24 protein-coding genes are annotated in these 21,142 nt (G+C 66.7%); 4 read left to right on the forward strand and 20 right to left on the reverse strand.

From position 1 onward, the window contains the following. Position 1: 1 nt before the first annotated feature. The 19 genes from VGK32_12515 to VGK32_12605 all read right to left on the reverse strand — a co-directional run bounded on the left by VGK32_12515 (position 2) and on the right by VGK32_12605 (position 17,166). On the reverse strand, positions 2-1,189 hold the full coding sequence (locus tag VGK32_12515) for a hypothetical protein (protein ID HEY3382588.1): 1,188 nt from the start codon (positions 1,187-1,189) through the stop codon (positions 2-4). 120 nt (positions 1,190-1,309) lie between these two features. Continuing rightward, positions 1,310-1,630, reverse strand: coding sequence for a hypothetical protein (locus VGK32_12520; protein HEY3382589.1), 321 nt, complete (start codon positions 1,628-1,630; stop codon positions 1,310-1,312). Between the two features lie 121 nt (positions 1,631-1,751). After that, the gene (locus VGK32_12525; protein HEY3382590.1) at positions 1,752-2,681 is read right to left on the reverse strand and encodes a DNA-primase RepB domain-containing protein; all 930 of its coding nucleotides are present in this window, start codon (positions 2,679-2,681) and stop codon (positions 1,752-1,754) included. Beyond that, positions 2,678-3,676, reverse strand: coding sequence for an ATPase, T2SS/T4P/T4SS family (locus tag VGK32_12530; GenBank protein ID HEY3382591.1), 999 nt, complete (start codon positions 3,674-3,676; stop codon positions 2,678-2,680). The genes VGK32_12525 and VGK32_12530 overlap by 4 nt, the downstream gene beginning before the upstream one ends. Further along, the gene (locus VGK32_12535; protein HEY3382592.1) at positions 3,673-5,664 is read right to left on the reverse strand and encodes a type IV secretion system DNA-binding domain-containing protein; all 1,992 of its coding nucleotides are present in this window, start codon (positions 5,662-5,664) and stop codon (positions 3,673-3,675) included. Before VGK32_12535 ends, VGK32_12530 begins: the two co-directional genes overlap by 4 nt. A 15-nt stretch (positions 5,665-5,679) precedes the next feature. Beyond that, positions 5,680-6,006, reverse strand: a complete 327-nt coding sequence (locus VGK32_12540) for a hypothetical protein (GenBank protein HEY3382593.1) — start codon at positions 6,004-6,006, stop codon at positions 5,680-5,682. A gap of 455 nt (positions 6,007-6,461) precedes the next feature. Beyond that, positions 6,462-7,436: a hypothetical protein gene (locus VGK32_12545; GenBank protein HEY3382594.1), complete on the reverse strand. Its 975-nt coding sequence runs from the start codon at positions 7,434-7,436 to the stop codon at positions 6,462-6,464. Next, the gene (locus VGK32_12550; GenBank protein ID HEY3382595.1) at positions 7,433-8,368 is read right to left on the reverse strand and encodes a hypothetical protein; all 936 of its coding nucleotides are present in this window, start codon (positions 8,366-8,368) and stop codon (positions 7,433-7,435) included. Before VGK32_12550 ends, VGK32_12545 begins: the two co-directional genes overlap by 4 nt. Before the next feature lie 13 nt (positions 8,369-8,381). Further along, positions 8,382-8,672 carry a hypothetical protein gene (locus VGK32_12555; GenBank protein HEY3382596.1) on the reverse strand — a complete coding sequence of 97 codons (291 nt, stop codon included), beginning with the start codon at positions 8,670-8,672 and terminating at the stop codon, positions 8,382-8,384. Next, complete coding sequence (locus tag VGK32_12560; protein ID HEY3382597.1) at positions 8,672-9,370, reverse strand: VirB8/TrbF family protein; 699 nt, start codon at positions 9,368-9,370, stop codon at positions 8,672-8,674. The genes VGK32_12555 and VGK32_12560 overlap by 1 nt, the downstream gene beginning before the upstream one ends. 14 nt (positions 9,371-9,384) lie before the next feature. After that, positions 9,385-9,546 carry a hypothetical protein gene (locus VGK32_12565; GenBank protein HEY3382598.1) on the reverse strand — a complete coding sequence of 54 codons (162 nt, stop codon included), beginning with the start codon at positions 9,544-9,546 and terminating at the stop codon, positions 9,385-9,387. 11 nt (positions 9,547-9,557) lie between these two features. After that, positions 9,558-10,409 (reverse strand): type IV secretion system protein, encoded by an 852-nt coding sequence (locus tag VGK32_12570; protein HEY3382599.1) that lies wholly within the window; start codon positions 10,407-10,409, stop codon positions 9,558-9,560. 21 nt (positions 10,410-10,430) lie between these two features. Beyond that, positions 10,431-11,222, reverse strand: a complete 792-nt coding sequence (locus tag VGK32_12575; GenBank protein HEY3382600.1) for a hypothetical protein — start codon at positions 11,220-11,222, stop codon at positions 10,431-10,433. A 40-nt stretch (positions 11,223-11,262) separates the two neighbouring features. Beyond that, a complete protein-coding gene (locus tag VGK32_12580; protein HEY3382601.1) occupies positions 11,263-12,039 on the reverse strand; it encodes a hypothetical protein in 777 nt (258 codons plus the stop codon). 10 nt (positions 12,040-12,049) lie between these two features. Beyond that, positions 12,050-13,321 (reverse strand): TrbI/VirB10 family protein, encoded by a 1,272-nt coding sequence (locus VGK32_12585; GenBank protein ID HEY3382602.1) that lies wholly within the window; start codon positions 13,319-13,321, stop codon positions 12,050-12,052. Between the two features lie 2 nt (positions 13,322-13,323). Then, entirely contained in the window at positions 13,324-14,106 is a 783-nt protein-coding gene (locus tag VGK32_12590; protein ID HEY3382603.1) for a TrbG/VirB9 family P-type conjugative transfer protein, read from the reverse strand. Positions 14,107-14,121: 15 nt separating this feature from the next. Beyond that, entirely contained in the window at positions 14,122-16,548 is a 2,427-nt protein-coding gene (locus VGK32_12595) for a hypothetical protein (GenBank protein ID HEY3382604.1), read from the reverse strand. After that, positions 16,542-16,838 carry a VirB3 family type IV secretion system protein gene (locus VGK32_12600; GenBank protein HEY3382605.1) on the reverse strand — a complete coding sequence of 99 codons (297 nt, stop codon included), beginning with the start codon at positions 16,836-16,838 and terminating at the stop codon, positions 16,542-16,544. The genes VGK32_12595 and VGK32_12600 overlap by 7 nt, the downstream gene beginning before the upstream one ends. Before the next feature lie 37 nt (positions 16,839-16,875). Then, the gene (locus VGK32_12605; protein ID HEY3382606.1) at positions 16,876-17,166 is read right to left on the reverse strand and encodes a TrbC/VirB2 family protein; all 291 of its coding nucleotides are present in this window, start codon (positions 17,164-17,166) and stop codon (positions 16,876-16,878) included. A 154-nt stretch (positions 17,167-17,320) separates the two neighbouring features. On the opposite strand from VGK32_12605, the gene VGK32_12610 reads away from it, so the two are divergent. After that, complete coding sequence (locus VGK32_12610) at positions 17,321-17,551, forward strand: hypothetical protein (protein HEY3382607.1); 231 nt, start codon at positions 17,321-17,323, stop codon at positions 17,549-17,551. 279 nt (positions 17,552-17,830) lie between these two features. Next, positions 17,831-18,199 (forward strand): hypothetical protein, encoded by a 369-nt coding sequence (locus VGK32_12615; protein ID HEY3382608.1) that lies wholly within the window; start codon positions 17,831-17,833, stop codon positions 18,197-18,199. A gap of 13 nt (positions 18,200-18,212) precedes the next feature. On the opposite strand, the gene VGK32_12620 is transcribed toward VGK32_12615, so the two are convergent. Then, positions 18,213-18,830: a hypothetical protein gene (locus VGK32_12620; protein HEY3382609.1), complete on the reverse strand. Its 618-nt coding sequence runs from the start codon at positions 18,828-18,830 to the stop codon at positions 18,213-18,215. Between the two features lie 187 nt (positions 18,831-19,017). Here VGK32_12620 and VGK32_12625 point away from each other — a divergent pair, with 187 nt between their 5' ends. After that, on the forward strand, positions 19,018-20,067 hold the full coding sequence (locus VGK32_12625) for a hypothetical protein (protein HEY3382610.1): 1,050 nt from the start codon (positions 19,018-19,020) through the stop codon (positions 20,065-20,067). Positions 20,068-20,165: 98 nt separating this feature from the next. Further along, entirely contained in the window at positions 20,166-20,957 is a 792-nt protein-coding gene (locus tag VGK32_12630; protein HEY3382611.1) for a hypothetical protein, read from the forward strand. Positions 20,958-21,142 lie beyond the last annotated feature (185 nt).

The following is a 21,142-nucleotide window of genomic DNA, read 5'->3' on the forward strand; positions in this document are numbered from 1 at the left end:
CTCATCTTTGGCCGTCTGACCATGTCGCGGTTGCGGTTGCGTCCTGCATCCTCTTGGTGGCGATATCATACTCACGCCTCAACATCAGGGGTCCGTGTCTTCTAGTCACGAGAATGCCGTTCCCGGCAATGGTGACTGCGGCTGCCCGCTTGTTCCAAATCACACGATGAGTCCGCAGGACCGCGGTCGCCTCTGGTACAAGGCTGTGGATTTCCCGCAGTTGCGCCCACTGTTCGGCGGTCGCTGTGGCGGTGACGCGGCTGTTGACGACAATGTCTTCCGCAGACACGACAACATCCTTGTAGTCCGAGAGCTGCCGAAGATAGGTTTGTAGGCGCTGAACGCCATCGCGCGGGTAAACGGGGACAGGGGCCAATGCCGCGAACACCTGGTCGGTGATCGTCTCGATCGCCTCCGCCATCGGCAGCATGCCGGCCGCCTGGCGCTCCCGCTGGTCGGGCGTTCCGTGCTTGGCGATCCAGTCCGCGATGTAGCGCTTCTTCTCCTCGTGCAGCGCTAGCTGTGCCGCGCGTTCTTGCTGGTTCCGTTCCTTCTTGGCTTGGAGGTCCGCGCGGAACCGCCGGTGGGCTTCCGGCGGGACGTCCCGCGCGAGCCCCTCGTCGGTCGCCACGTCGAAGTACACGCGACGTTGGTCGGTCGCCAGGACGCAGCCCTTCGGCGAGGGGGCCGGATGGACGAGTGCCCGCTGCGTCTTGTCCTCCAGGAAGGCCTCCGCGAGCTGCGAGCGTCGGTCCCGTTCTGCGTCCCGCTTCTTCGCCCGGGCGACGGTGCGCTCGGCCTGGTAGACACGCTCGAGTTCGTGGTTGCGGGCGGCCTCCCGGAACAGGTCGTCGAGCGTCGGCGGGGCGTCGTAGGTCGGCGCGGCGTCGACCCGGACCACGCGCTGGTCGGCGTCCATCTGGAATCGGGGCCGCAGCTTCAGACGAGCCACACCCTTCGCATCGACGCTCACGAGGTGCAGACGGGTCGCCGGAACCTGCACGTTGACCTCTTGGACGGCGCGACCGTCGCCGCCGGCCAGCAGCGACGCCTTCCGGCCCGCCTCCGAGAGCTGGTACACAGCCACCACCGCCAGTGCGTGTCCGGCGTCATGGGTCGGGACGACCGTGGGAGCGCCGTCCGTGACGAGCTCGGGTCGGCGAATGGCAGTGCGGGGGGCGGAATCCATATCCACGTCCTTCCTGGATGGGCGGTCCTGACGGTTCCGAACGCCGGGCGGCGGTCTCGTGAACGAACGTGCCCGAGGCAGCGGCCGTGACGGCGGCTGCCTCGGGTGACGATGAACGGGTCAGGACTCGACATCGACGCGGCTGTACGCGTCGAGGATCAAATCCCGGACACCGTCCGGGGACACCGGCTCTCCGTTCGCGGGGCGCAAGAGCGCAACGCTCCGGCGCTCACCGTTGACGGAGTACTGCCGGGCGGGGAACGTCACGTTCTTCCCGCCATCGCGACGTTCCCAAACGGCGAAGCCGATGAGGCGGAGTCCGCTGAGCGGACCCGCACCGGCTTCGAAGATCAGTTCCGCGTCAGCCAGCTTCCCTGAGGGACCGCCTGGCTCGGTGCGGACGACCTTCACGGACACCACAGTGCCTTTCTCCTTGGCCACGGTATCCTCCAAGACTGCCGAGGGCCTGGGCCGACGGCAGCGGCTATGTTCACCAGGGTCCTGGGACGCTGGCGAACCGGGTGAACGCACGGCCGTGTGGCGCGTGCGTGGTCGACGAAACTCACGGTGAATGACTGCGCATCGTCCCGCTTCCGAGCAGGCCGCCGATCGGCTCCCGCCCGTAGCGAAGCGCGTGCTCCAGCTTCGCGATCAACTCCCGCTCGGACCACGGCGGCTCGCAGCGCGCGTTCCAGTCGGCGAGCACCTGCAGCGCGGCGTCGGTGTCCAACTCAAAGCCACGGGCCAGGCGACAGCAGACGCGGAAGGTGCGGACATCCCCTCGCTGGCCTGCCACGGCCGGCGGGACCGCCGACAGGTATCGTCTGGCGCGGTCCATGATGGAGGCCTCGGACACCGACGCCTGTGGCGTCGACGCCGGCCGGTCGTGACCAACCATCAAAGCAGTCGGCGTCGGGAAGTCGCCCGGTCCGTAGACGGCCCTCGCGGCCCGGTACTCGACCTTGACGACCGGGGCCGGCGACCACTTCCGATTGAGGAAGCCCGGCAGACGCATCGTCTGCGAGCAGGCGGTCGCTGCAGGGTCCGCGCCCACTTCGGGAGCAAGCCACTTTTGCAGGCGTTCGACACCCTCCGGCGAGAAGCCTCGCACCCGCCAGAGGATCTGGAGACGGCCAGGCGATGAGTGGACGACGCACGACAGGGCCGGCAGGTCTGTCCGCGTCGCCAGGCGCTCGACCACGCGCGGCGCATCCTCATCCTCATCCAGGAACACGTGGCGCACCGCCCGGACCGCCTGCCTCGTGCGCTCCCTGCGACCGGGCGTCATCGCGTTGACGCTGACGTACACGTTGAAGCGGTAGGCGTTCATCACGCGCATCCATGCCTGCCACCGGGGCTCGCAGAACGTCGCCAGCGGCGCGACCCGTTGTGTCACTCGCCCGGTGTCATACGCCTTCAGGAACACCGCCACCCAATCGTCCGGTTCGAACGCCCGCCTCAGGAAGTCGGCCGCCGTCTCCTGGTTCGTCATACCGCGCGCTCCTGCCCGTCTTCCGCGTCATACCGCCGCTCGAGAACGAACCGGTCGGTGTCGCCGTCATACCGGTCCACCGCCACCATTTCGGTGACCCGGCGCCGGCTGCCCCGTCGGGCGACGTGGACGACGAGGTGGATCGCCAGCGCGATGGCCTCGCGGATGCTCCGGTGCGGCAGGCCGACGTTGGCGGTTAGGACGCAGTGCGCCAGGCGAGTCAGGGCCTGCTCGGCGGAGTTGGCGTGGATCGTCGTCAGACTCCCCAGATGTCCGGTATTCAGTGCCTGCAAGAGGTCGAACGCCTCCGCCCCGCGCACCTCGCCCACCAGGATGCGATCCGGCCGGTGTCGCAGCGTGGCCCGCACCAGGTCCGCGATGGTGACGGGCGGGAGCGGCGCCTCGTGTCCGAGCGGCGCCTGAGCCCGACGGGCCTCGAGTCTCAGGAGGTTCGGCTTGTCCAGGTGAATCTCGGCGGTTTCCTCGATCACCACGATGCGATCGGCGTCGGGGATTCCTGCGGCGAGGGCATTCAGGAGCGTCGTCTTCCCCGTGCCGGTGCCCCCTGAGATCAGGATGTTCTGCTGCGACTCGACGGCCTCGGCGAGTCGGGTGGCCAACGCGGGCGTGACCGCGCCCACCTCGACGAGGTCGTCGAGGGTGTACCGCCGCGTGAACTTCCGGATGGTGAGCGCCGGTCCGGCGACCGCGCACGGTGGGAACATCGCGGCGACCCGCGAGCCATCCTCGAGCCGCGCGTCGAGCAGCGGCTGCACCTCCGAGATCTCGTCCCCGCAGGCCCGTGCGATGTTCTTGATTGCGACGGTCAGATTCCGGGGCTCGAGCGTGCGCCCGGGCACCGGGGCGAGGGCCCCGTCGCGCTCGACGAAGACGCGCCGGCCGCCGTCGTTCACCATCACCTCGGTCACGGTCGGATCGACCAGGAGATCCTCGATGGGCCGGAGGAACGGCAGGATGCGGTCCAGGCTGCTCACAGCGCCCCCTGCGCCAGGTGGTCGAAGTAGCTGGTGTGCACGTCCAGGTAGTGCGGTTTCAGGTAGCAGAGTTGCGGCGGCAGCGGATTGAAACCGTCATACGGCAACGCGATGGCCTGCGCGTTCTGCAGCTCGGTGAACACGCGGGGCGCAAAGATGTACTCGTGGTGCGGTGCATAGCTCTTGCTTGCGCCGAGCGTCTGCTTGGCCGCGGCGGCCCGCCCGGTGAGCAGGGAGACGTGCGCGCTCTGGCCGGATTCCGACAGGCTGTAGTGCGCCTTGAGACGATCCCGCCGGCCGCACAGTTCCGCCGCCGTTCGGGCGGTGAATTCGTCGCTTGTGGCCAGGAACAACTTCGTCCGGAAGCACTGGAGGAGGGTGCGCCAGCTCTCCTCGCCGGGCAGGGCGGATCGCAGGGAGCTGATGCTCTGCGTCGCGACGATCGGAATCAGCCGCGCCTGGCGCGACAAGGCGAAGGTTCGCTCGTCGCCGGTCGGGTCGGTTTCGCCCACGGTGGCGAACGCGTGGTACTCGTCGCAAATGAAGAGCAGGTCGCGCCAGATACGCTCGGGATGCGCCGAGATCTGCGGGATCCGCTGGAGCACGGCGCGCTGGAAGTCGAGTTTGAGCATGACGCCCAGCGCGCGGGCCAGGCCCGGGTTCATGCCGACTGGGAAGTTGAGTGCCAGGAGATGGCCGGTCTCGAGCAGCTCCTCGAGCGGCGGCAAGGGGCGCGGCGAGCCCGGTGGGGGATCGTCCAGATACGCGCTTCGGGGCGGACAGAACGTCCGGTGGATCGCGGGATTGTCGTCGAAGAGCGAGAGGAACACGACGACCCCCTCCGTGATAGAGGATCGGAGGCGGTGGTCGAGGCGGCTCCACCCGTGCTGATACCACCGGTGGACGGCGTCGAACAGGTAGCGACGCTGCGCCCATCCTGACCCCTGGGCCCGCTGCACCTGGTACGGCACGTGGTGGGCAGCGAGGTATTCATCGAGGTCCGCTTGATAGGGGTGCGCCATGTGGTCGGGCCCTTCGGCGAACCACAGCGTCCACGGGGCGTGCGCACACTGCCGCCGATAGTCCTCGACGGGGACGAGGATGGCCTCCGGCGGCTGAGTGAGCGTGGTCTTCAACTGCCGGATGTCGCGATCGATCTGCGTGTCGTCCAGGACGTAGCGGTAGATCTCCGACAACGTGGTGTACCCGTCCGTGATGCGGCGCAGCAGGATGACGAACTTGAGGAGGTCGGTGTAGGCCTGCTGCCAGAACGGTTCCTTCGACTTGCCAAACAGGTTATTGAGCAGGGACGCGATGGCGTACGCCACGGCGTAGGGGTCGAGGTCGTTGTGGAGCGGGTTGTAGCAGACGTCGCCGCCCAACGAGATTTCGAGGTAGTCGTTGCTGCGGCCGGCCCGGTCGAGAATCGCGCGCGCCTGCTTGCAGAAGTCGCCCTTCACCTCGAGGAGCAGCCCCCCAATCTTCCGTTCCCGATCGTCCGCTCGCCACCGCAGCAACTGCTCGACGTAGGGATACATACAGGCGGACGTCTTGCCGGTGCCGACGGCCCCCAGGATCATCACGCCGGTGTAGAGCCCCCGCTGCGGGATCGTGAGCCACGTGGGGGCGGGCGCCCGGCCGGGCGTCGTCTCGAAGTGCCGTTCCCCGAGCACGAGCGTCGGCGTCGCCCGGTGCTCGGGGGCCGGATACGCCGGGAGCGCGCGGCGCCGCACGGCCGGGCTGTGACGAGACGCGGCGATGGCGAGCAGCGAGAGGACCATCGACGCCGCCACGAACAGGGTGCTGAACCAGAGCGTGGCGTAGCCGTAGCAGAGGACATCGAACACGAACGGCTTCCGCACATAGATCATCTGGAGCAGCACGTCGTCGGCCAGGCGGACGGGGTAGGCGTGCAGACCCCACGTGCCGACCGCGGCGGCCACGATCATAGCGAGGACGACGCGCACCTGGACGACGCCTTGGAGCATGGGTCGGGCTCCTCCTTACGAGCGACCAGGGACAGCCGTCGCTGGCCGCGTGACGGCGAGGGTCGAGGCCGGCTCGCGGGTGTCTGGGGCCGGGCCCTCCGAGCGGTGATCCGCCTTCATAACCGACGGCCGAGGCGCGCCCGAGTCCGGATGGTCCGCCCGCCATTTCACGAAGTCCTTGTCCTTAGCGAGCACGGTGTCGATCATCTCGTTGAGCACGTACTCCGTGGGCTCGCCGAGGAACTGCGCGTACGCGTGCAAGGTGTCGTGGTTCTCGCGGTCGAGACGGGTGACGAGACGGACCATCTGCTTGCCGCGCGTGCGAGGTTTGATCAGCGACATACGCCCTCCTTCACCGAGGGTCGAGACGACGGGTTGCGGCCGGCGTTCGGCGCGGGTGACGCGCCGTCCACGGGACCGAGTTCGCGGACGCCATGACGAGCCGTGACGGCGGCATCAGGCGCGGCCGATCAGAGGACGACGTGGACAGGGGCAGCCGGGCGTGAGCGACCCCCGGGGGCGGGGCGGGGCTGACCCGCCTCCCAAACCGGGGGGTCGCTCACGCCCGATCCCCTCCACCAGCTACAGGCGACGGCCGCGGATGGGCGGCTGAAGACGCCGCCCACGACACGGCAGCCCGACATCACGCAACTCGCGCCGCCAGGAGCACTTCCCGGGGCCCTGGCGACGTTTTCCGCCACGAGGCCGCTCGATCGGCGTCACTCTGCCTGCCTCGCCAACAGGGGGAACACCTTACTTCCGTGGGCGTTCCCCCACCCGTTCCCCCCTCCTCGTGGTCAGGCCGTGCCAACCAAGGGAGAGAGGTGCAGGTACTGATGGGGCACCACCTGGCACTCCAAGCCGGCGCGTCCTCGCTGGATCGCGTCCACGACGACCGTGGACATGGCGGAGTGGACCACGCGATCGCCGCCCTCTCGCCAGCCCCGGTAGAGCGACCGAAACCGAGGGGCGCTGAAGTCGCGACGGGCGGCCTGGAGGCGCTCGGTCTGGCGACCATCGCCGGTCCGCATCTCGCGGAAATACCACAGCAGTTCGTCCGCGATGTCCGGCCGGACGGGCTGCGTCAACGCCTCGCGAAACGCCTGCTCGTACGCCGGGATCGAGGCCTTCAGGTGGCGAGGCACCAGCACTCGCAGCCGCCACTCCGGGAGGGCGTAGAGCAGTTCCGCATGTCGGTGCAGGAACGCCCGGAAGTCGATCGGCACCTCGCGCGCGGCGAGGTAGACGAAGACGTGACGGCCGTCTGGGGCCACGCCGATCGGGAGCTTCTCGAGGAAGTACCGGGTCGTGGTGGTGCCACCTCGGCCGAAGGTGACGGAGGGCAGCTCCGTGGGCCGCAGGCTCGTCGTCTCGACGAAGTGCTGGACCTTCTCTCCCTCGGTCGCCAGCCAGGTCAGATCGCGGTGTGCCAGCACGTGGTCGAGGACGATCAACCGTTCAACGGCGCGGCCAATCGCAGACGGCCGACGGAACCGCGCGTCCGGCTCACCAATGGCCCTGTAGAGCGCCTTGTGGTGGACGTGATAGACGCGCGCCTTCCCGTGCCCGCAGCTATACGGGGTGGCGTAGCGGCGGGCGACCAGGCGGCCAAAGAAGTCGTGGGTCTTCTGACCGCGCACGATGCCCGCGTACGTGCAGTACTGGCGGGCCAGGCACACCCCCGCATGGCGCAGGACCGCGAGGAGGAATCCGGTCTGCCGTGCCGTGAAGCCGAAGTCCGCCATGCGCTGCAGTTGCTCGTCGTAGGTCACGACAGGAACTCCTCGGTCACCCGCGGGTCGAACGGCCGCCCGCCACCGGAGCGGCCGGACCGACCGCCCAGGCGCCCCAGCCCGGAGGAGCGGTAACACGTGAAGCCCGACCGGGCCTTGGCGGCGGCCATGGCGCCCCGATAGTGCGGCGTCAGCACCTCGACGTCCTCGATCGCCCAGCGACCGTCCGGTTGCTCGTATTCGATCCGCACATCCGGGAACTGGACGTGATCGTCGACCTCAGGGAGATCGTGCGCGCGGGCCCAGTCGGCCACCGTCGGCACCTCCTCGTCGTGGTCCGGTCGTCCGGCTCGACGGGCCCGGTTGCGCTCCTGCAGGAACCGCTGATAGTCCCGCTTCAGCTCGTAGTCCAGGACGACACGATGGACGCGGCCCCCGGAGGCGGTGAGCCGCTCGGCGGCCTCGAGATAGGCCCGGTAGGCGTGACTGTCGTGGGTCAGTTCGCGGGGCTTGACGGCGCCCGCGTAGAAGGCCTGCTCGCGACCCTCTCCGGCGATCCGGTGGCGTTCCAAGAAGTCGCGCCCGCGTTCCGTCAACGTGACCAGGGTCGTGCGCCGATGTCCGACGATGTGCGGCAGCGTCCGCACGAGACCCGCCTCCCGGAGGCGGTAGACATCGCCGCCGCCGGCGTGGGAGCGGCGTCCGGATTCCTCCCGGAGATCCTCGGCGGGCACGACGCGAAACGCGCCGACAGTGGCGAGCGTGCGGACCTGGGAGCCGCGCAGGCGGTAGGTCTGACCGTGGAGGCGAACTCGTTCACGCGACGAGCCGCGAGGCAGGCGCAGGTCCTCGGCAAAGACGTCCCGCGGATCAGTTCGACGGACGTCCCGAGGTGCGGATGGGCCTCGACCCGATCGATCCAGACCCGGACGTTCGCGGCCATCGTCACGAGGGTCGAAGTCTCGATCCATACGTTCGTCATCCCTACGAGTCGAGCCGTTCCCGGAGGTCGTCTAACGCGGTGTCTGGCGTGCCCAATTGCCGGTCGAGGTGCTGCAGCTTGCGGCCGGTATCTCGGAGGAAGAGCCACCGCGCGCAGGCGTAGAAGACCGCGACAAGGTCGAGGTACAGGAGCAACGTCGCGACGGCGATGGCGAGCCCGTGGCGCCGAAACAGGAGGCCCTTGAAGCGCGCGAGGAACGCCAGTTCCCCCGCGAGCCAGGCCGCGAACAGGAACACGGTGAGCGCGGCGAGGAAGGCGACGTTCTTGACCATCACCGCGGCTCCTCGAAGGCCTGGTCCACGCGGAAGTACCGGATCTCCATGCCGAGCGGATTCACGCGAACGAACTCGTTCGGCACGTGGTCGCGAAAGATGAAATCAATCTGGGCGACGAAGGTCTGACGGCTCCGTTCGTGCCGGGTGCCGGGGGTGTACACGACGCGCTGGAACGCGACCGAGGCCTTGTACGGCGGCTTTGCCAACTCGCTCAGGCTGACGTTCTGGACGACGACGTCCACCTCGTCGGCGGACCGGCTGGCGACGAAGGTCTCGATGGCCCGGCTTTGCTGGTCCTGCGCAATCGTCGCGTCCGCCAGGGACTGTTCCAGGAACAGGAGCGAGTCGGGATACTCGCGCTCGACCGTCGCCCGTATGCGGCTGAAGTGCTTCACGACGAACTGCGTCAGGAAGTACCGAATCTCGGGCGCCTGGGGCTGGTAGGTGGTGGCGTCGTACTGCACGGCCTCGGCTCGCCCCACGGCGTCGATGCGGACGACCAGGGGCTTCACGCGGGCGTACGTGGAGGCGATGTAGAAGTCCAGGCCGAGCAGGCCCAACGCGAGCAGCGAGACCAGGAGCAAGGCGATCTTGAGATACGTGTTCATGACCAGGGCGGAGCCGTACAACTCCACAAACTGCCGCTTGGCGTTCTCGAGCGTCTTGGGGTGCAGGTCGGCGACCGTCATCTCCATGGACGGGGGCTCCATCACTGGAAGAAGTAGTGCCGCAGCAGTTGATAGGCGACCCAGACGACGCCACAGGCGAAGCCGAGAATGACCGCCGTCAGCACCGCGATGACGAAGAGCCGCGTGAACACCGGCCCAGACTCGGTGTGCGGCACGGGATCGTGCGAAAACTGTCGAGGCATGGATTGAGCCCTTATCGTCGGAACAGACGCGTCACATTCACACTCGATGGCAGGACGCTCTCACCGCTACGGCCCGAGAAGATTGAACTCGTCAGCGACGGCACCATCAGGATTCCGAGAACAAACGTGCCGACCACCGCGAACGCCTGCAATCCGTAGATCCCGTAGTCGGCGGCCGTAATCGTCGGCGGCAGCGTGGTCACGTACCGGAAGACGAACTGCTCGAAGATCATCAGGAACGCCACGGCCACGACCGGGATGAACGAGTACTGGATGAACGACTTCAGCCAGCCCCAGAACAGCCAGTCGAGCTTCGGCACAATGAAGAACGGGACGAAGATCGGGCCAAGCAGACCGCAGACCGCCGTGGCGATCAGGCCGAACGAGACCACCCCCAGGGAGACGGCCTTCGCGATGGCGATCAGCAGGAGCACCGACCAGTAGATGAGATTCGCGAGAATCGCCCACGCGTCCGGCTGCAGGAAGTGGTCCGACAGCTCGTCGAAGTGGTGGTAGATGTTGTCGAAGGCCCTCGCCTCGAGGACGCTCAGGAAGAAGTGGGCCTGGTCGGTGATGAGGTTGCTGAACGAGAGACCGATCCCCGGGATGGGGGCCTGGTAGAAGGCGATGAACGCGTAGCCGAACGAGACAAACAGCAAGAGCTTCGCGAAGTCGAACATCTGCTCGGCCAAGCCGTCCCGGGAGAACATCATGGTGATGCCCTGCCAGGCGATCACGATGGTGGCGAACGCGATGAAGAGCTGGTACCCGAAGCGGAGGAACTCCGGTTCGTAGACCGTCAGCAGGTTGTCGATGGCCCCCTGCACGGTCGGCAGCAGATTGAGCGCAGGTTGTGGCGGCACCGTTGTCTCCTCCTCCGTCGTCTACCGCTGCTTCCAGGTCCTCAGGGCGTCGCCGGTGCCGGCCACAAACGCCTCGTTGACCACCTTCGCGGCGCGCCACTGGACGATCTGCATGTTCAGGGTCGAGGCCTCGCTGTCGCGCATCCGCTTGCTGTCCACCAGCAACTGTTCGAGGAGCGCCGTCAGCAGCTGCGTGCGGGCCTCGCGCTGCCGCGTGCCGATGAGCCCCGCGCCGCTCATCTTGTCGAGAATGGCGGCCGTACTCTGGTCGTCCGACGGGTCCACCACGTCGGCCTCCAGCGCCTCGATGGCGTCGAGTTCCCGCCGCCCGTTGAAGCGGTGGCGGCCCGCATCGTTGGTGCCGGCGATGGCCGTCGCGTCGGCCGCGTCGAGGGTCGCCAAGCGGGCCAGGAGCGTGCGCTGCGCCGTCGGACTGAGCCGCGCGACCAGATCGAACGCTGCGACGACGGGGTTCGTCGCGGCCGTGTAGGCCGCGCCCGTCGTGTCCCCGTAGTTCAGGGCGGCGTGGTAGGCCCGTGAGAGCGCCAGGAGGTCCGGGCTCTCGAAGTCGTGGATGCGCCACTCCGGCGCTCCGGGCAGCCGGTACTTCGCCAACGACGTGAGCGCGCTGAGCCGCTGCGCCATGCGCTCGAGCTGCAAGCGCTGGCTCTGTTGCGTGGCCCGGAGCGACTCCTGGAGGACGGCCGTGAGTGCGTTTCGGATGGTGACGGCCGGGTCGCTGACCACGAGTTGTGCCTGGGCTGTGGATACCCCCAAGGCGATGATCACCGACGCGAGCAGTAGACGGCGCATGATGTCCCTCCCAAGGCCCGACACTGGGCCGCTGTCGTGCCTACCGCTGTCGCCACGTGCGCAGCGCATCCCCCGTTCCGGCGACGAATGCGTCGTTGACGGCCTGGCCGTCCCGCCACGTGACGAGCTGCATGTTGAGGGCCTCCGCCTCGGTGTCTCGTTGACGTTTGCTGCGCGCCAGGAACTGCTCAAGGACGTGCGAGAGCAGCTGGTTGGCGGCCATATCCTGGCGCCGGCCGAGCAGCTCGCCGGCCGCGATCTTGTCGAGGATCGCGGTGACGTCGTGATAGCCCGCCTGGTTCGTCAACACGTCGCGCTCGAGGCTCTGGACGGCTTGCTGGATTTGGCTGCCGTAATTCCGGAGGATCGCGGTCTGGTGTCCGCCGAGCATGGCCACCGAGTCGGTGATTTCCACCGTCGCGTACCGTCGCTCAAAGGCGGTGCGCGCGGCGGCAGGGACCTGCGCGAGGACGGCGGTCGCCGGCTCCAGCGGCAGGGCGCTGGCGAGGTACAACTCGCCGCCCGGATCCCCGCTCGTCATCCCCTGAATCCACGGCCTTCCGAATTGCCATCGTGACGGGTCGAGGCCGCGGATCTCGACGGCCGGGATCCGGTACTGTGCGAGACTGGCGAGACCCTGGGCCATGCGTCGCAGGGTCAGCAACTGCGACACAAGTTGCTGGTACTGCTGCTCGGTTCGAATCGCGATCAGGATTGTCTGGACGAGGTTGCCCGGGTCGATGACGACAAGTTGGGCGTGCAGGGTCGTCGCCGCGATGGCGACGAGCAACACGGTGACGCAGACGCGGCGGGCCATGATGTCCTCCTCAAGACTCCGGCACGAACAGTGGCTGATACGCCGGCAGGTCGAAATCCGTCGTGACGTAGACGGCCACGCGGTGGCCTTCGCGGATCGTGATCGTGGGCAGGCGGTTGAGGAACCGGTTCATGACCTGCATCGCGGCCTGGGCCGTCGCCTCCGTCGCCCCACCCGCGATGACCACGGTGTGATCACCAGTTCCCGACCCCACCCCCGAGGTGGCCAGATACTGCGCGAAGCCGGAGATCAGCCCGACGGCCGCCGCGGCTCCGAAGGTCGAGAGGTAGTGCTGGTTGACCTTGTCCCGGAGGCCGGCGTCACCGATCTGGTTCAATCCCTGAAACTGATTCAGCGCGTACGTGCTGCCGTCCGGGAGGATCAGTCGATGGAAGGCGACCGCCAGCCGCGTCTCGCCGAAGGCCTGCACGGGCTTCGTCTCTCCCAGCAACCGGGCGCCAGCGGGAATCAGGACCCGCCGGCCGCTGTGGGAGTAGAGCGGCGTCGTCACGAGGCAGTCCACGGGAGCCGTCGCGCCCCCATCGAGACGATTCGTCAACACCGTATCGATGAGCGTGCCTTCCAGGACCCGGTAGAACGGCCCGGTGTCGGTCAACGGCTCCGTGTGCCCGGGCGTCGTCTGGGCGACCGGCCGTGTCAGCGACTGTGGCAGCGAACTTGGCATCTGAGTCGCCAGTGGCGCCGCGCCGGGGACGTTGTCCGTCGGCCCGCCGACCGCCGTCCGGGTGCGCGCGGTCGCGCGCACCGCCGCGTCGGCGATCTCGTCAATCGAGGGCGTCGAAGCGACTCGCTCACCCGCGCGAGCGGACGCCTGTACCTGCGGCTCGTCCGGGCGTTCGCTGGCTGGCCGCCGGCTCATGACGACGTTGCCGGCGAAGAGGCTTTCGTAGTCGCGGCGCTTCTTCTCGGCGACGATGGGATCCTCGGCGGCGTGGCCCGCCTGCGGCTCCAACGGCGGAGCCGCGGCGGGCGGGGTGGACCGGAGTGCCGCGGCCTGCTCCTCCTGAACAGCCTGGGCTTCGAGGGCGCGGAGGCGGTCCTGGTAGTCCCGCACACGACCCGCGCTCGCCGGCTGGATCGGTGGGGGAGCTGACTGGCGCGTGCTCTGGGCCGGCTTGCCCGTCAAGAAGATGATGACGAGCATGCCGAACGCCAGCGCCGCCATGAGCCAGGTCTGCAGATGACGGGGCAGGGCGGGGCGCGGCACGGGCCGATGGTCGGTCACGGTCGGCGTGGCGGTGGGGTCGGGGGACTCCGCCATGACTACTGTCCTTGCTGGCCAAACAGCAGGCGCTGGTCGCCGAGCGCCAGGTACCCGCGGTCGAGGACCTTCGGCACGACGTAGGTGCCGCCGTGAACCTGGAAGTTCACGACGGCGGCCTTGCCGTCCTTCAATTCGTACAGCGCCGGCAACTCCTGCGCGTCGGTCTTGATGTAGGTGAACTCGCCGTCGTGCCAGATCGCCCGCACCAAGAAGGGCTTGGCGTACTTCGGCGCGCCGTAGACGAACTGCAGGTGCGAGGGGTAGTCCTGTCGCTGGGCGGCGATAGTCTCAGTCGCATGGCGTTCGGCCGCCTCGGTCGCGGAGCGAGCCTCCGCCACTTCGGCCTTCAGACGCTCCACCTCGGCGGCGCTGTAGAACTTCGTCCTGGTGGGCGCGGCATTCGGATCCGCGTTCACGTATACCTTCAGATCGGGAGTCGCCGCGCCACCCCGCTCGGTGAGCAGGAACGAATAGACGGCCCCGCTCCCCGTGACGAGGTTCAGGTTGGTGGAGGTCCCTTCCTTCGCCGGCTTGACGTGCGCCATGTTGTGCGTGGCGCTGATGATCCAGAACTCCTTGTCGCCGCAGACCACGTCGAGGATCTCCTCGCCCTCAGGCAGGACGATCATCGTGGTGAAGCGGACGCGAGTCTGGAGCGGAATGACACTGCGTGCCGAGGCCGACACTTCACGGACGCCCGCCGCCGACGGATCCGGCGGGTGCTGCGCCGTGGCCTGTGCGCCGACGAGGAGCAGTCCGAGTGCGACCGACAGGACTCTCATGACACACCTCCCGGGCTAGGCGGACGCCGCGAGCCGATCGATGCCCGCCTGGAAGCCAAACTCTCGGAACATCGCCGCCACGCGGTCGTTGTCGACCGGCGTGTTCGTGTAGATCCAGTAGCTCTTCGGATCGACGGTGAGGTTCAGCACCTTCGTCAGCCCCGGTCGTTTGAGAAGGATCTGCTGGCGAGGGGCCAGGCCGGTCAGCAGGTCCAGTTCGGTCGCGTTCAACTGGAACAGTTCGGCGTAGCGCGCCCGGTCGAGCGCGGGGTTGGCGAGCAGCAGCTTGGTCGGGCAGCTCTCCACCACCGTCCGGAGCAGGTCGGCCGAGGCGAAGTCGTCGATCGTCTGGGTGGCGAGGATCATCGCGGCATTGCGCTTCCGCCACGTCTTCAGCCCTTCCTGCACGTAGGCGCGGAGCGTCGGGTGCTGGATGAAGCGCCACGCTTCGTCCAGTACGCAGAGCTTGAGCGTCGCGGCCTCGGCCGGGTCCTGCACCCGTGCGGTGACGCGGTGGATCACGTAGAACAGCAGCGGTTCGAGCAGCGACGGGTACGCGCGCATCGCCTCGAAGTCGAAGACCTGCAGGCGGTCGAAGGTGAGCGTGTCGTCGAGGTTGTCGAAGAGCGCCGCATAGCGTCCCCCGTCGATCCACTTGTGCAGGCGTCCGGTCAGCGCGCGCGGGAGCAGGTTGGCGAGCGTGAACAGGCGCCGCTGGCCCGGATCCAGCACGTAGAGGTTCTCGACCGCGTCGTAGACCTCGCGGTCTTCAAGGTCGTTGAGGCGGTAGCCGTCCTCGCCCTCGAGGAGCACCTTCACAAAGGCGTGGAGGAAATGGAGGTGCTCCGGGGTCGAGTCCAGGGCGAACGGGTTGATCGTCACCGCCTGCTGACGGAGGCCGACCTCGACGTAGCGTCCCTCCAGGAGCGTCGCCAGCTTGCGGTAGCTGTGGCCGAGATCGAGAATGACCGTGAGAGGGTCGTATTTCTGCGCGTGGGTGACCAGGAAGTTGAGGAGGAAGCTCTTGCCGCTGCCGGTGGCCCCGAGCACCAGCGTGTGGCCGACGTCCTGCACGTGCAGCGTGAAGGCGTAGGGCGTATGATGCGGCGTCTCGAAGACCGCCAGGGCATCCCGGTGGAGGTGCGGGCACACGCGGTGGCCGCCGTCCAGCGTGAAGAGGACGCCGAGGTCGGCCGCGTTGGTCTCCAGGAGCGCCAGGCGCCGGAGGTTGTGGGCGCTGTTGCCGGGCACCGTGCTCAGCCAGGCGTTCAGCAGGTTGTAGGTTTCCTCGAACAGGCTGCCGTCGTGGACCGCCACGACCTTCATCGCCTCGGCGGCCTGGTGCTGCAGCGCGCGGGCGTCCTGCCCGTGGAGGACGAGTGTCAGCGACCACGTGCCGAAGAAGTGGCCGTGGACTTCGAGTTCCGTGAGCGCGTCGCCCAGTTGGCGGACCGTGGCGCTCGCTGAATCGTCCACCAGCATCTCCTCGGGTCGCGTGTCGGGCGAGACGTAGTTCACCAGCGACACGCGCTTGTTGAAGAAGTGCCGGCGCCGTGTCTGCAACTCGCGCCGCATCCGGTCGCTGGGCAGCCGCTGCCACTCCAGGCACGCGATGAGTTCGCCCGGGATCGTGTAGAGATCGCGGAGCAAGAACGCGAACGTCTGGCTGGGCGGCTCCTTCGTGGACAACACCTTGACCAGGCGGTGGCCGACGACGAGGTGGTCGCGCTGGCACTCGACGGCGGAATCGGCCACGAAGTAGTCGAGGTGGGTGTCGTACGCGAGGGGCGCTCCGGTGGCCACCTCCGGGTCGTAATTGAGGAGGCGTCGGAAGAACCGGAAGGCCTCCGGCTTCGAAAGCCGCGCCGGGCCGAACTCGGCCATCTGCACCTCGAAGGCCTGCGCGTGATGGTGCAGGATGCCGATCGCGCGATCGAGGTCCGCCTCGAGCAGCGTCAGGGTTTCGGCGGTCGAGAGCCAGCGCCGCAGGGCCTGCCGCGGCTGACGCCAGACGTCGCGAAGCGACGTGGCGGTCCGCTGCGAGGACGGCGGTTCATAGAGGAGCACGAGGTAGAGTTCAACCTCGAAGAGTTCATGGCGCAGGCTGTTCAGATGGGTGACGCGACGTTCGATGGCCTCGCGGGCGACGGGCTGGGCGCAGGGCGAGGATTCGAACGGATCGACGATCCGCTTGACCAGATACTGGTAGACGCGGCAGTGTTCATCCAGCAGGCGGAGGGCGGCCTCGAAGCGGTGGACGAGGGCCCGGAGTTCCTCGGGCGTCAGTCCCTCGTAGTCGATGCCCCGGAGGCGATACACGACGCCGACATGACCGCCTTTCGTGAGGAACGTCGTCGAATCAACGAAGCCCCAGAGGGCGAGCAGGGCGTTGACGCTGCCGGCCTCCTGGTAGTCGTGCAGGATCCGCCCGACTTTCAGCATCGCCGGACCTCCAGGTCGACGGGGCCGCACTTGCCCGGGTCGTACCGGTCGCGGTGCCGGGCCGAGGCGAGGAGAATCCGGAGCATCTCCGGGTCGTGGCTCCCGGCCCAGAGCGCGAAGCCGTAGAGACCGGCGAACATCAGGACGCCGGCCAGGAGCGAATAGAACAGGTTGAAGGTGGCCGCCCCGAGCAGGAGCGCGAGGAAGAACAGGCGGCGGTCCACGCCGCCGATCGTGAGCGGCCGGTGGAGCGCTTTGTAGACGGGGCGGTACGTCTGGCTGTCTGCCATGACAAGACCTCCGGGTCGCGACGACCCGCGTGAGATGTCAGAACAGCCAGGCGAGGAACTGCGCGGCAAAGAGCGCGAGTCCCCCGCCAAAGACGATGCCCGAGATCTGGCGCTTGGCGCCGCCTTCACCGAACATGAACATCAGGCCGCCGATCACGATCGCCACCAGGGCGAGTGACCGGGCGAGCGTGCCCGTAAAGGCGGCCTCGAGGTTGGCGGCGGCGCGCTCCCAGGGGGACTGCGCGAACACCAGGGCGGGCATGAGCAGCAGCGCGGCACACGCCAGGGCGGCCGTGCGGCGGATGGAACGGACAACGTCGCTGGACATTGGGAGCCTCCTGCGACAGTATTTGCAGCGTTGAACCGATAGTGAATCTACAAGCACACGCATGTCAAGAGAAAAAAGACCATCGCAGTCCACATTAAATGATGAGTTGGGGCGCCTCCTGGGTTCCCGGCGCAGCGCACGCCTGCAGCGCGTGATGCGTCAGACCGGACTGCCCGCCGAGGCCCTGCTCGATCTGGCCATTGAAATGCTGGATCTCGCGAGTAGACGCCTCTCACCGACGCCAATCCAGCGAACGGCGGTCGGCTTGGGCACCGCCCGCTGGCGCAACGTCAGCCCGGAGGAACGGAGCGAAACGCTACGCCGAGCGGCGCAGGCCAGGTGGGCGAAGACGGCGGCGGAGCGCGAAGCGCAGGGAAAGAAATAGCCGCCTGACAACTACAAGCTAACGCACAAGAACCGCCAGCATCCCAGTCCGCCCCAAGCGGCGGACATCATGGGTCCGACGTGCCCGTGCGGGTATTTGCTACCCATCAAGAAGGCGGCGAAACGAGTAGCAGCTACCCATTTAGCTGTAGAGCTTAGAGCGCTGAATTACCAAAACATTAGCAAAACATGAGATCAGAGACCTGGTCCGTTCCCTGCACTTGGGCTAGGCAGCCAGCGGTGTAGGCGAAGAGAACCGCGCAGCCCCGGGAGAACGGCCATGAAACGACCCACGACGCATCCGTCTGCTCGGAAGCCGCTTCAGCGCGAACAAAAGGGGCCACTCCGGTCCCATCGGGCGAAGGCGCCGCAGAATCAGGAGGCTGGTCGACTGCACGAACCGTGGAGGAGCAAAGCGCTGGCCAGGGTCGCCAAGCAGGCGCGCGGGTTGAAGTGGAGTCGGTCGCTCCTGTTGTTGCTACTCGAGGAACTCTACGTCGGCGACGAGTTCGACGCCCTCGTCGGCCGGCCGGAGCAGCTGTCGGTCGCCCAGTACCCCGAGGCAATCGCCGTGGCCATCGCCCTCCGTCACAGCTGGCGGCTGGATGATCTGGAGCGGATCGTCAGAGATCTGGTTCCCGGGCGCTAATGCTAATGCGCTCTTACCAGGAGTTCATCTCGGCTTCCCACTCGGCGTTCTCGCCGTGGGACTCCAGGAGGTAGACGTCAATCGCCCACAGGACGTCGCGAGCGTGCTGCATCTGGACCAACAGGCGCGGATAGTCAATCCAGAGGTGGTCAACCACAGGCACCCGTTCATGCTCGGGACGCTTGTCGATGCCGAACTTCTCTCCGTGGTACCGGAAGCGGATGCCTTTCTGATCGACCGAGTGGAAGTCCAGCACCATCCGCCGCGCAAACTCGATGTCGAAAGATTCCCACGTCTCCTTGGGAATCCTGGCCTGACATTCCCTTTCGGCCGTTTGCCACAAGAAATCGAGATTGTGTGTATTCTTGACGTCCTCGATGTCCTCCTTCGGCGCATTTGTGGTTGCGTCCTGCAACCAACGGGCATGGAAGATGACGTACTTGAGCGCTATCTCAAGGTAGTGACGAAAGAGGTAGACGCCGGCGACGCCTTCGATCGCTGGCCGCAAGTGCCCTTCGACGACACCCTGGACAATCGTCTTCGCTGAATCGAAGTACGCGTCGTCCCAACTCGCGTCGACCTTCCACGGGCCGCTCGGGACGCGAAACACCGGGACATATCCGTATTTCACGCACCACGGGACCTCATCAAGCGCATCTCGATTGTCTGGGTGAGTCTCATCGGCGTCGTTCATGGTCGCCATCATAACGAGCGGCGCCCCTTTTGTCAGCGACCCTGACCTCCCCTTTCACCCTTCCGCGGTAGAATCACGCGCAACTGTGACGGCGACGTCGCGTCCGAACTCGTGAAGGCACCCTATGGCGACGAACTTGGAGCCGGGAGAATTGCTGATCGAGCGAATCTACTGCTTCGCCGAGGCGCGCGAGGTGGATAAAGCCGTCTTCGCGTGCCTCCGACTCGCGCGAGAGAACACGGACACGTTCAACGTCATCGTTTTCTTGCGCGAGGCCTATCCCGACCGAACTCAGATGCAATCGGCTTTCCAGGCTGAGACGCTCCATTTGAATCAGGAGGCACGACGGGACATCTGGAAGGCGACACAAGACCGGTGGATAGAAGAACGAACGGTCTCGCCCGAACTTGTGGGCGGCGAAGAAGGCAGAAGCGTGCTCGCCATGGGCGTTGGCGAGATGGAACGCGACATTGAACAGATGGAAGCTGGCATTCGGGACCTTGCCCTGCCGCCGGGCTTGGGTGAGTACGACGCGGCTGCCTTCACCGACCGCAACCTGCAGCTAAAAGGGCAGATGCGGCTGAAGATCCGCGCCTGCCAGCAGGTTCTCGAGCGCGTTCGAACCCGATGCGTTTACTACGCCACCCGGGTTCAGGCGCAGATCGCCGCCGAAGCGCGAACCTCAGACCTCGTCGGTGAGGTTCAGCGCGAGGTGCACAACTTCTATGCTGAGAGGTGCGATCTCGCCTATCAGAGCTTGCGCAAGGCCGCCAGCCTCATCGGCTCCACGGACCCGGAGGATCACGCACTGCTCTTGACCTCAGTTCGAAGAGCGATGAAGGCAGTGGCGGACTACCATTACCCGCCCGTACAGGCGCCGGTGTCGTGTTCCGACGGGAACGCTCGTCTCCTGGGCGAGGAGCAGTACCTGAACCGGCTCCAAGAGTTCTGTGCGCGGAATGCGGGCGCCGGATCCTCCGGGTCGCTTCTTCGAACGGAGCTGGAGCACCTGACCCTATTCATGCGGCGCCTTAACGACGTGGCGTCGAAGGGTGTGCATGCCCAGGTGTCGGCATCAGAGGCACGTCAAGGACTGCTGGGCGTCTACATGTTCCTTTGCAATCTGATCGCCCGACTCTCGGCGCCTGCCAACGTTCAACAACCGGGGGACTGAAAGGCGCGGCGGAAGAGAAGCTCACAGCCATCGCGGCCAACGACGCCGGTGTCTGGCAGGTCGTTTTGCGAGGCCGAGCGGGTGAAGGCACACACCATATGGCTCTGAACTCGCACTTCGTATCCAGGTTCCTCACGGAACCATGGGAACACGACCAGCGAGAACTCTGGTACTACGACTTTGATCGGGGCGAACTCCGATCCCAGTCATCAAGGTCGCTGTTCGCACGAGAGGGCGTGCACTCCTCCGAGATCGAAGCGCGACTCAACCGGTACATTGAGACCCCGATCGCGGCCGCACGAGCGCGGCTATGGGCGTCGGTCGGCGACGTGTCGCAGCAACTTGAATGGCCGCTATTCAGGGCTCTTTCATTGTTACTGCTGCTTCAGCCGCTTCGCGCTACTGATGCGCTCGATGGCCCAGCTACGGTCGAGGACGCGCTCAGCAAGCCGGAGCGGGACATCGACGGCCTAGCGTCTGCGATAGGTGACCGGTATCGGCTGATGCGGATCACCGTGAATCGGCGAGCCCCGTTGTACTATCCGGCCGACGGCTGGTTTCCACTGGTGGGCACTCCGAACGGCGGCACGTGTCCACTGGGTATCGCGATTCCCTTGAGTGATTCACATGCCTTCATCGGAGTCAGGTCCTCTGTGGACCTGGCGCAGACTGAGGCTTGGACCATCAACGGTGCAGGCATCGTGTCGAACTACTCAGTGGGATACAGATCGTCAAAGGTGGTGGTGCACCCAGACGCAGTGAACCACGTGCCGGAGCATGTGCTTGTCGATGCAATCCGGTCCGCCCGCGCGGGCGTTGAGCAAGGGATCGCCCTCTGTGCGGAGCTGGCACGTCTTGTAGAACGCATGGACGATATGTATCGCGTCTGAATGCGGTGCCCCGGCGCGCGCCGAGCCGGTTGACTGCGAACGTCGGCCTGGTCCCCGATCCACGACAGCAAGACTGAGATCGGACGGTCGGGGTGTTCGTGCGCCCGCGCCCGCCCCGCCCCGCCAGGCTCCCGGTGTGATCGACGCCAGGACCTACTTTGACCTCCCCTGACACCCTTCCGCGG

Source organism: Vicinamibacterales bacterium, assembly GCA_036504215.1.
Taxonomy (GTDB): Bacteria; Acidobacteriota; Vicinamibacteria; order Vicinamibacterales; family Fen-181; genus FEN-299.

Coding starts and splice junctions, on each gene's coding strand:
- VGK32_12515 (HEY3382588.1), bottom strand. CDS start 1,189: ATGGATTCCGCCCCCCGCACTGCCATTCGCCGACCCGAGCTCGTCACG.
- VGK32_12525 (HEY3382590.1), bottom strand. CDS start 2,681: ATGACGAACCAGGAGACGGCGGCCGACTTCCTGAGGCGGGCGTTCGAA.
- VGK32_12535 (HEY3382592.1), bottom strand. CDS start 5,664: ATGCTCCAAGGCGTCGTCCAGGTGCGCGTCGTCCTCGCTATGATCGTG.
- VGK32_12540 (HEY3382593.1), bottom strand. CDS start 6,006: ATGTCGCTGATCAAACCTCGCACGCGCGGCAAGCAGATGGTCCGTCTC.
- VGK32_12550 (HEY3382595.1), bottom strand. CDS start 8,368: ATGGATCGAGACTTCGACCCTCGTGACGATGGCCGCGAACGTCCGGGT.
- VGK32_12555 (HEY3382596.1), bottom strand. CDS start 8,672: ATGGTCAAGAACGTCGCCTTCCTCGCCGCGCTCACCGTGTTCCTGTTC.
- VGK32_12560 (HEY3382597.1), bottom strand. CDS start 9,370: ATGGAGATGACGGTCGCCGACCTGCACCCCAAGACGCTCGAGAACGCC.
- VGK32_12565 (HEY3382598.1), bottom strand. CDS start 9,546: ATGCCTCGACAGTTTTCGCACGATCCCGTGCCGCACACCGAGTCTGGG.
- VGK32_12575 (HEY3382600.1), bottom strand. CDS start 11,222: ATGCGCCGTCTACTGCTCGCGTCGGTGATCATCGCCTTGGGGGTATCC.
- VGK32_12580 (HEY3382601.1), bottom strand. CDS start 12,039: ATGGCCCGCCGCGTCTGCGTCACCGTGTTGCTCGTCGCCATCGCGGCG.
- VGK32_12585 (HEY3382602.1), bottom strand. CDS start 13,321: ATGGCGGAGTCCCCCGACCCCACCGCCACGCCGACCGTGACCGACCAT.
- VGK32_12590 (HEY3382603.1), bottom strand. CDS start 14,106: ATGAGAGTCCTGTCGGTCGCACTCGGACTGCTCCTCGTCGGCGCACAG.
- VGK32_12595 (HEY3382604.1), bottom strand. CDS start 16,548: ATGCTGAAAGTCGGGCGGATCCTGCACGACTACCAGGAGGCCGGCAGC.
- VGK32_12600 (HEY3382605.1), bottom strand. CDS start 16,838: ATGGCAGACAGCCAGACGTACCGCCCCGTCTACAAAGCGCTCCACCGG.
- VGK32_12605 (HEY3382606.1), bottom strand. CDS start 17,166: ATGTCCAGCGACGTTGTCCGTTCCATCCGCCGCACGGCCGCCCTGGCG.
- VGK32_12610 (HEY3382607.1), top strand. CDS start 17,321: ATGCGTCAGACCGGACTGCCCGCCGAGGCCCTGCTCGATCTGGCCATT.
- VGK32_12615 (HEY3382608.1), top strand. CDS start 17,831: ATGAAACGACCCACGACGCATCCGTCTGCTCGGAAGCCGCTTCAGCGC.
- VGK32_12625 (HEY3382610.1), top strand. CDS start 19,018: ATGGCGACGAACTTGGAGCCGGGAGAATTGCTGATCGAGCGAATCTAC.
- VGK32_12630 (HEY3382611.1), top strand. CDS start 20,166: ATGGCTCTGAACTCGCACTTCGTATCCAGGTTCCTCACGGAACCATGG.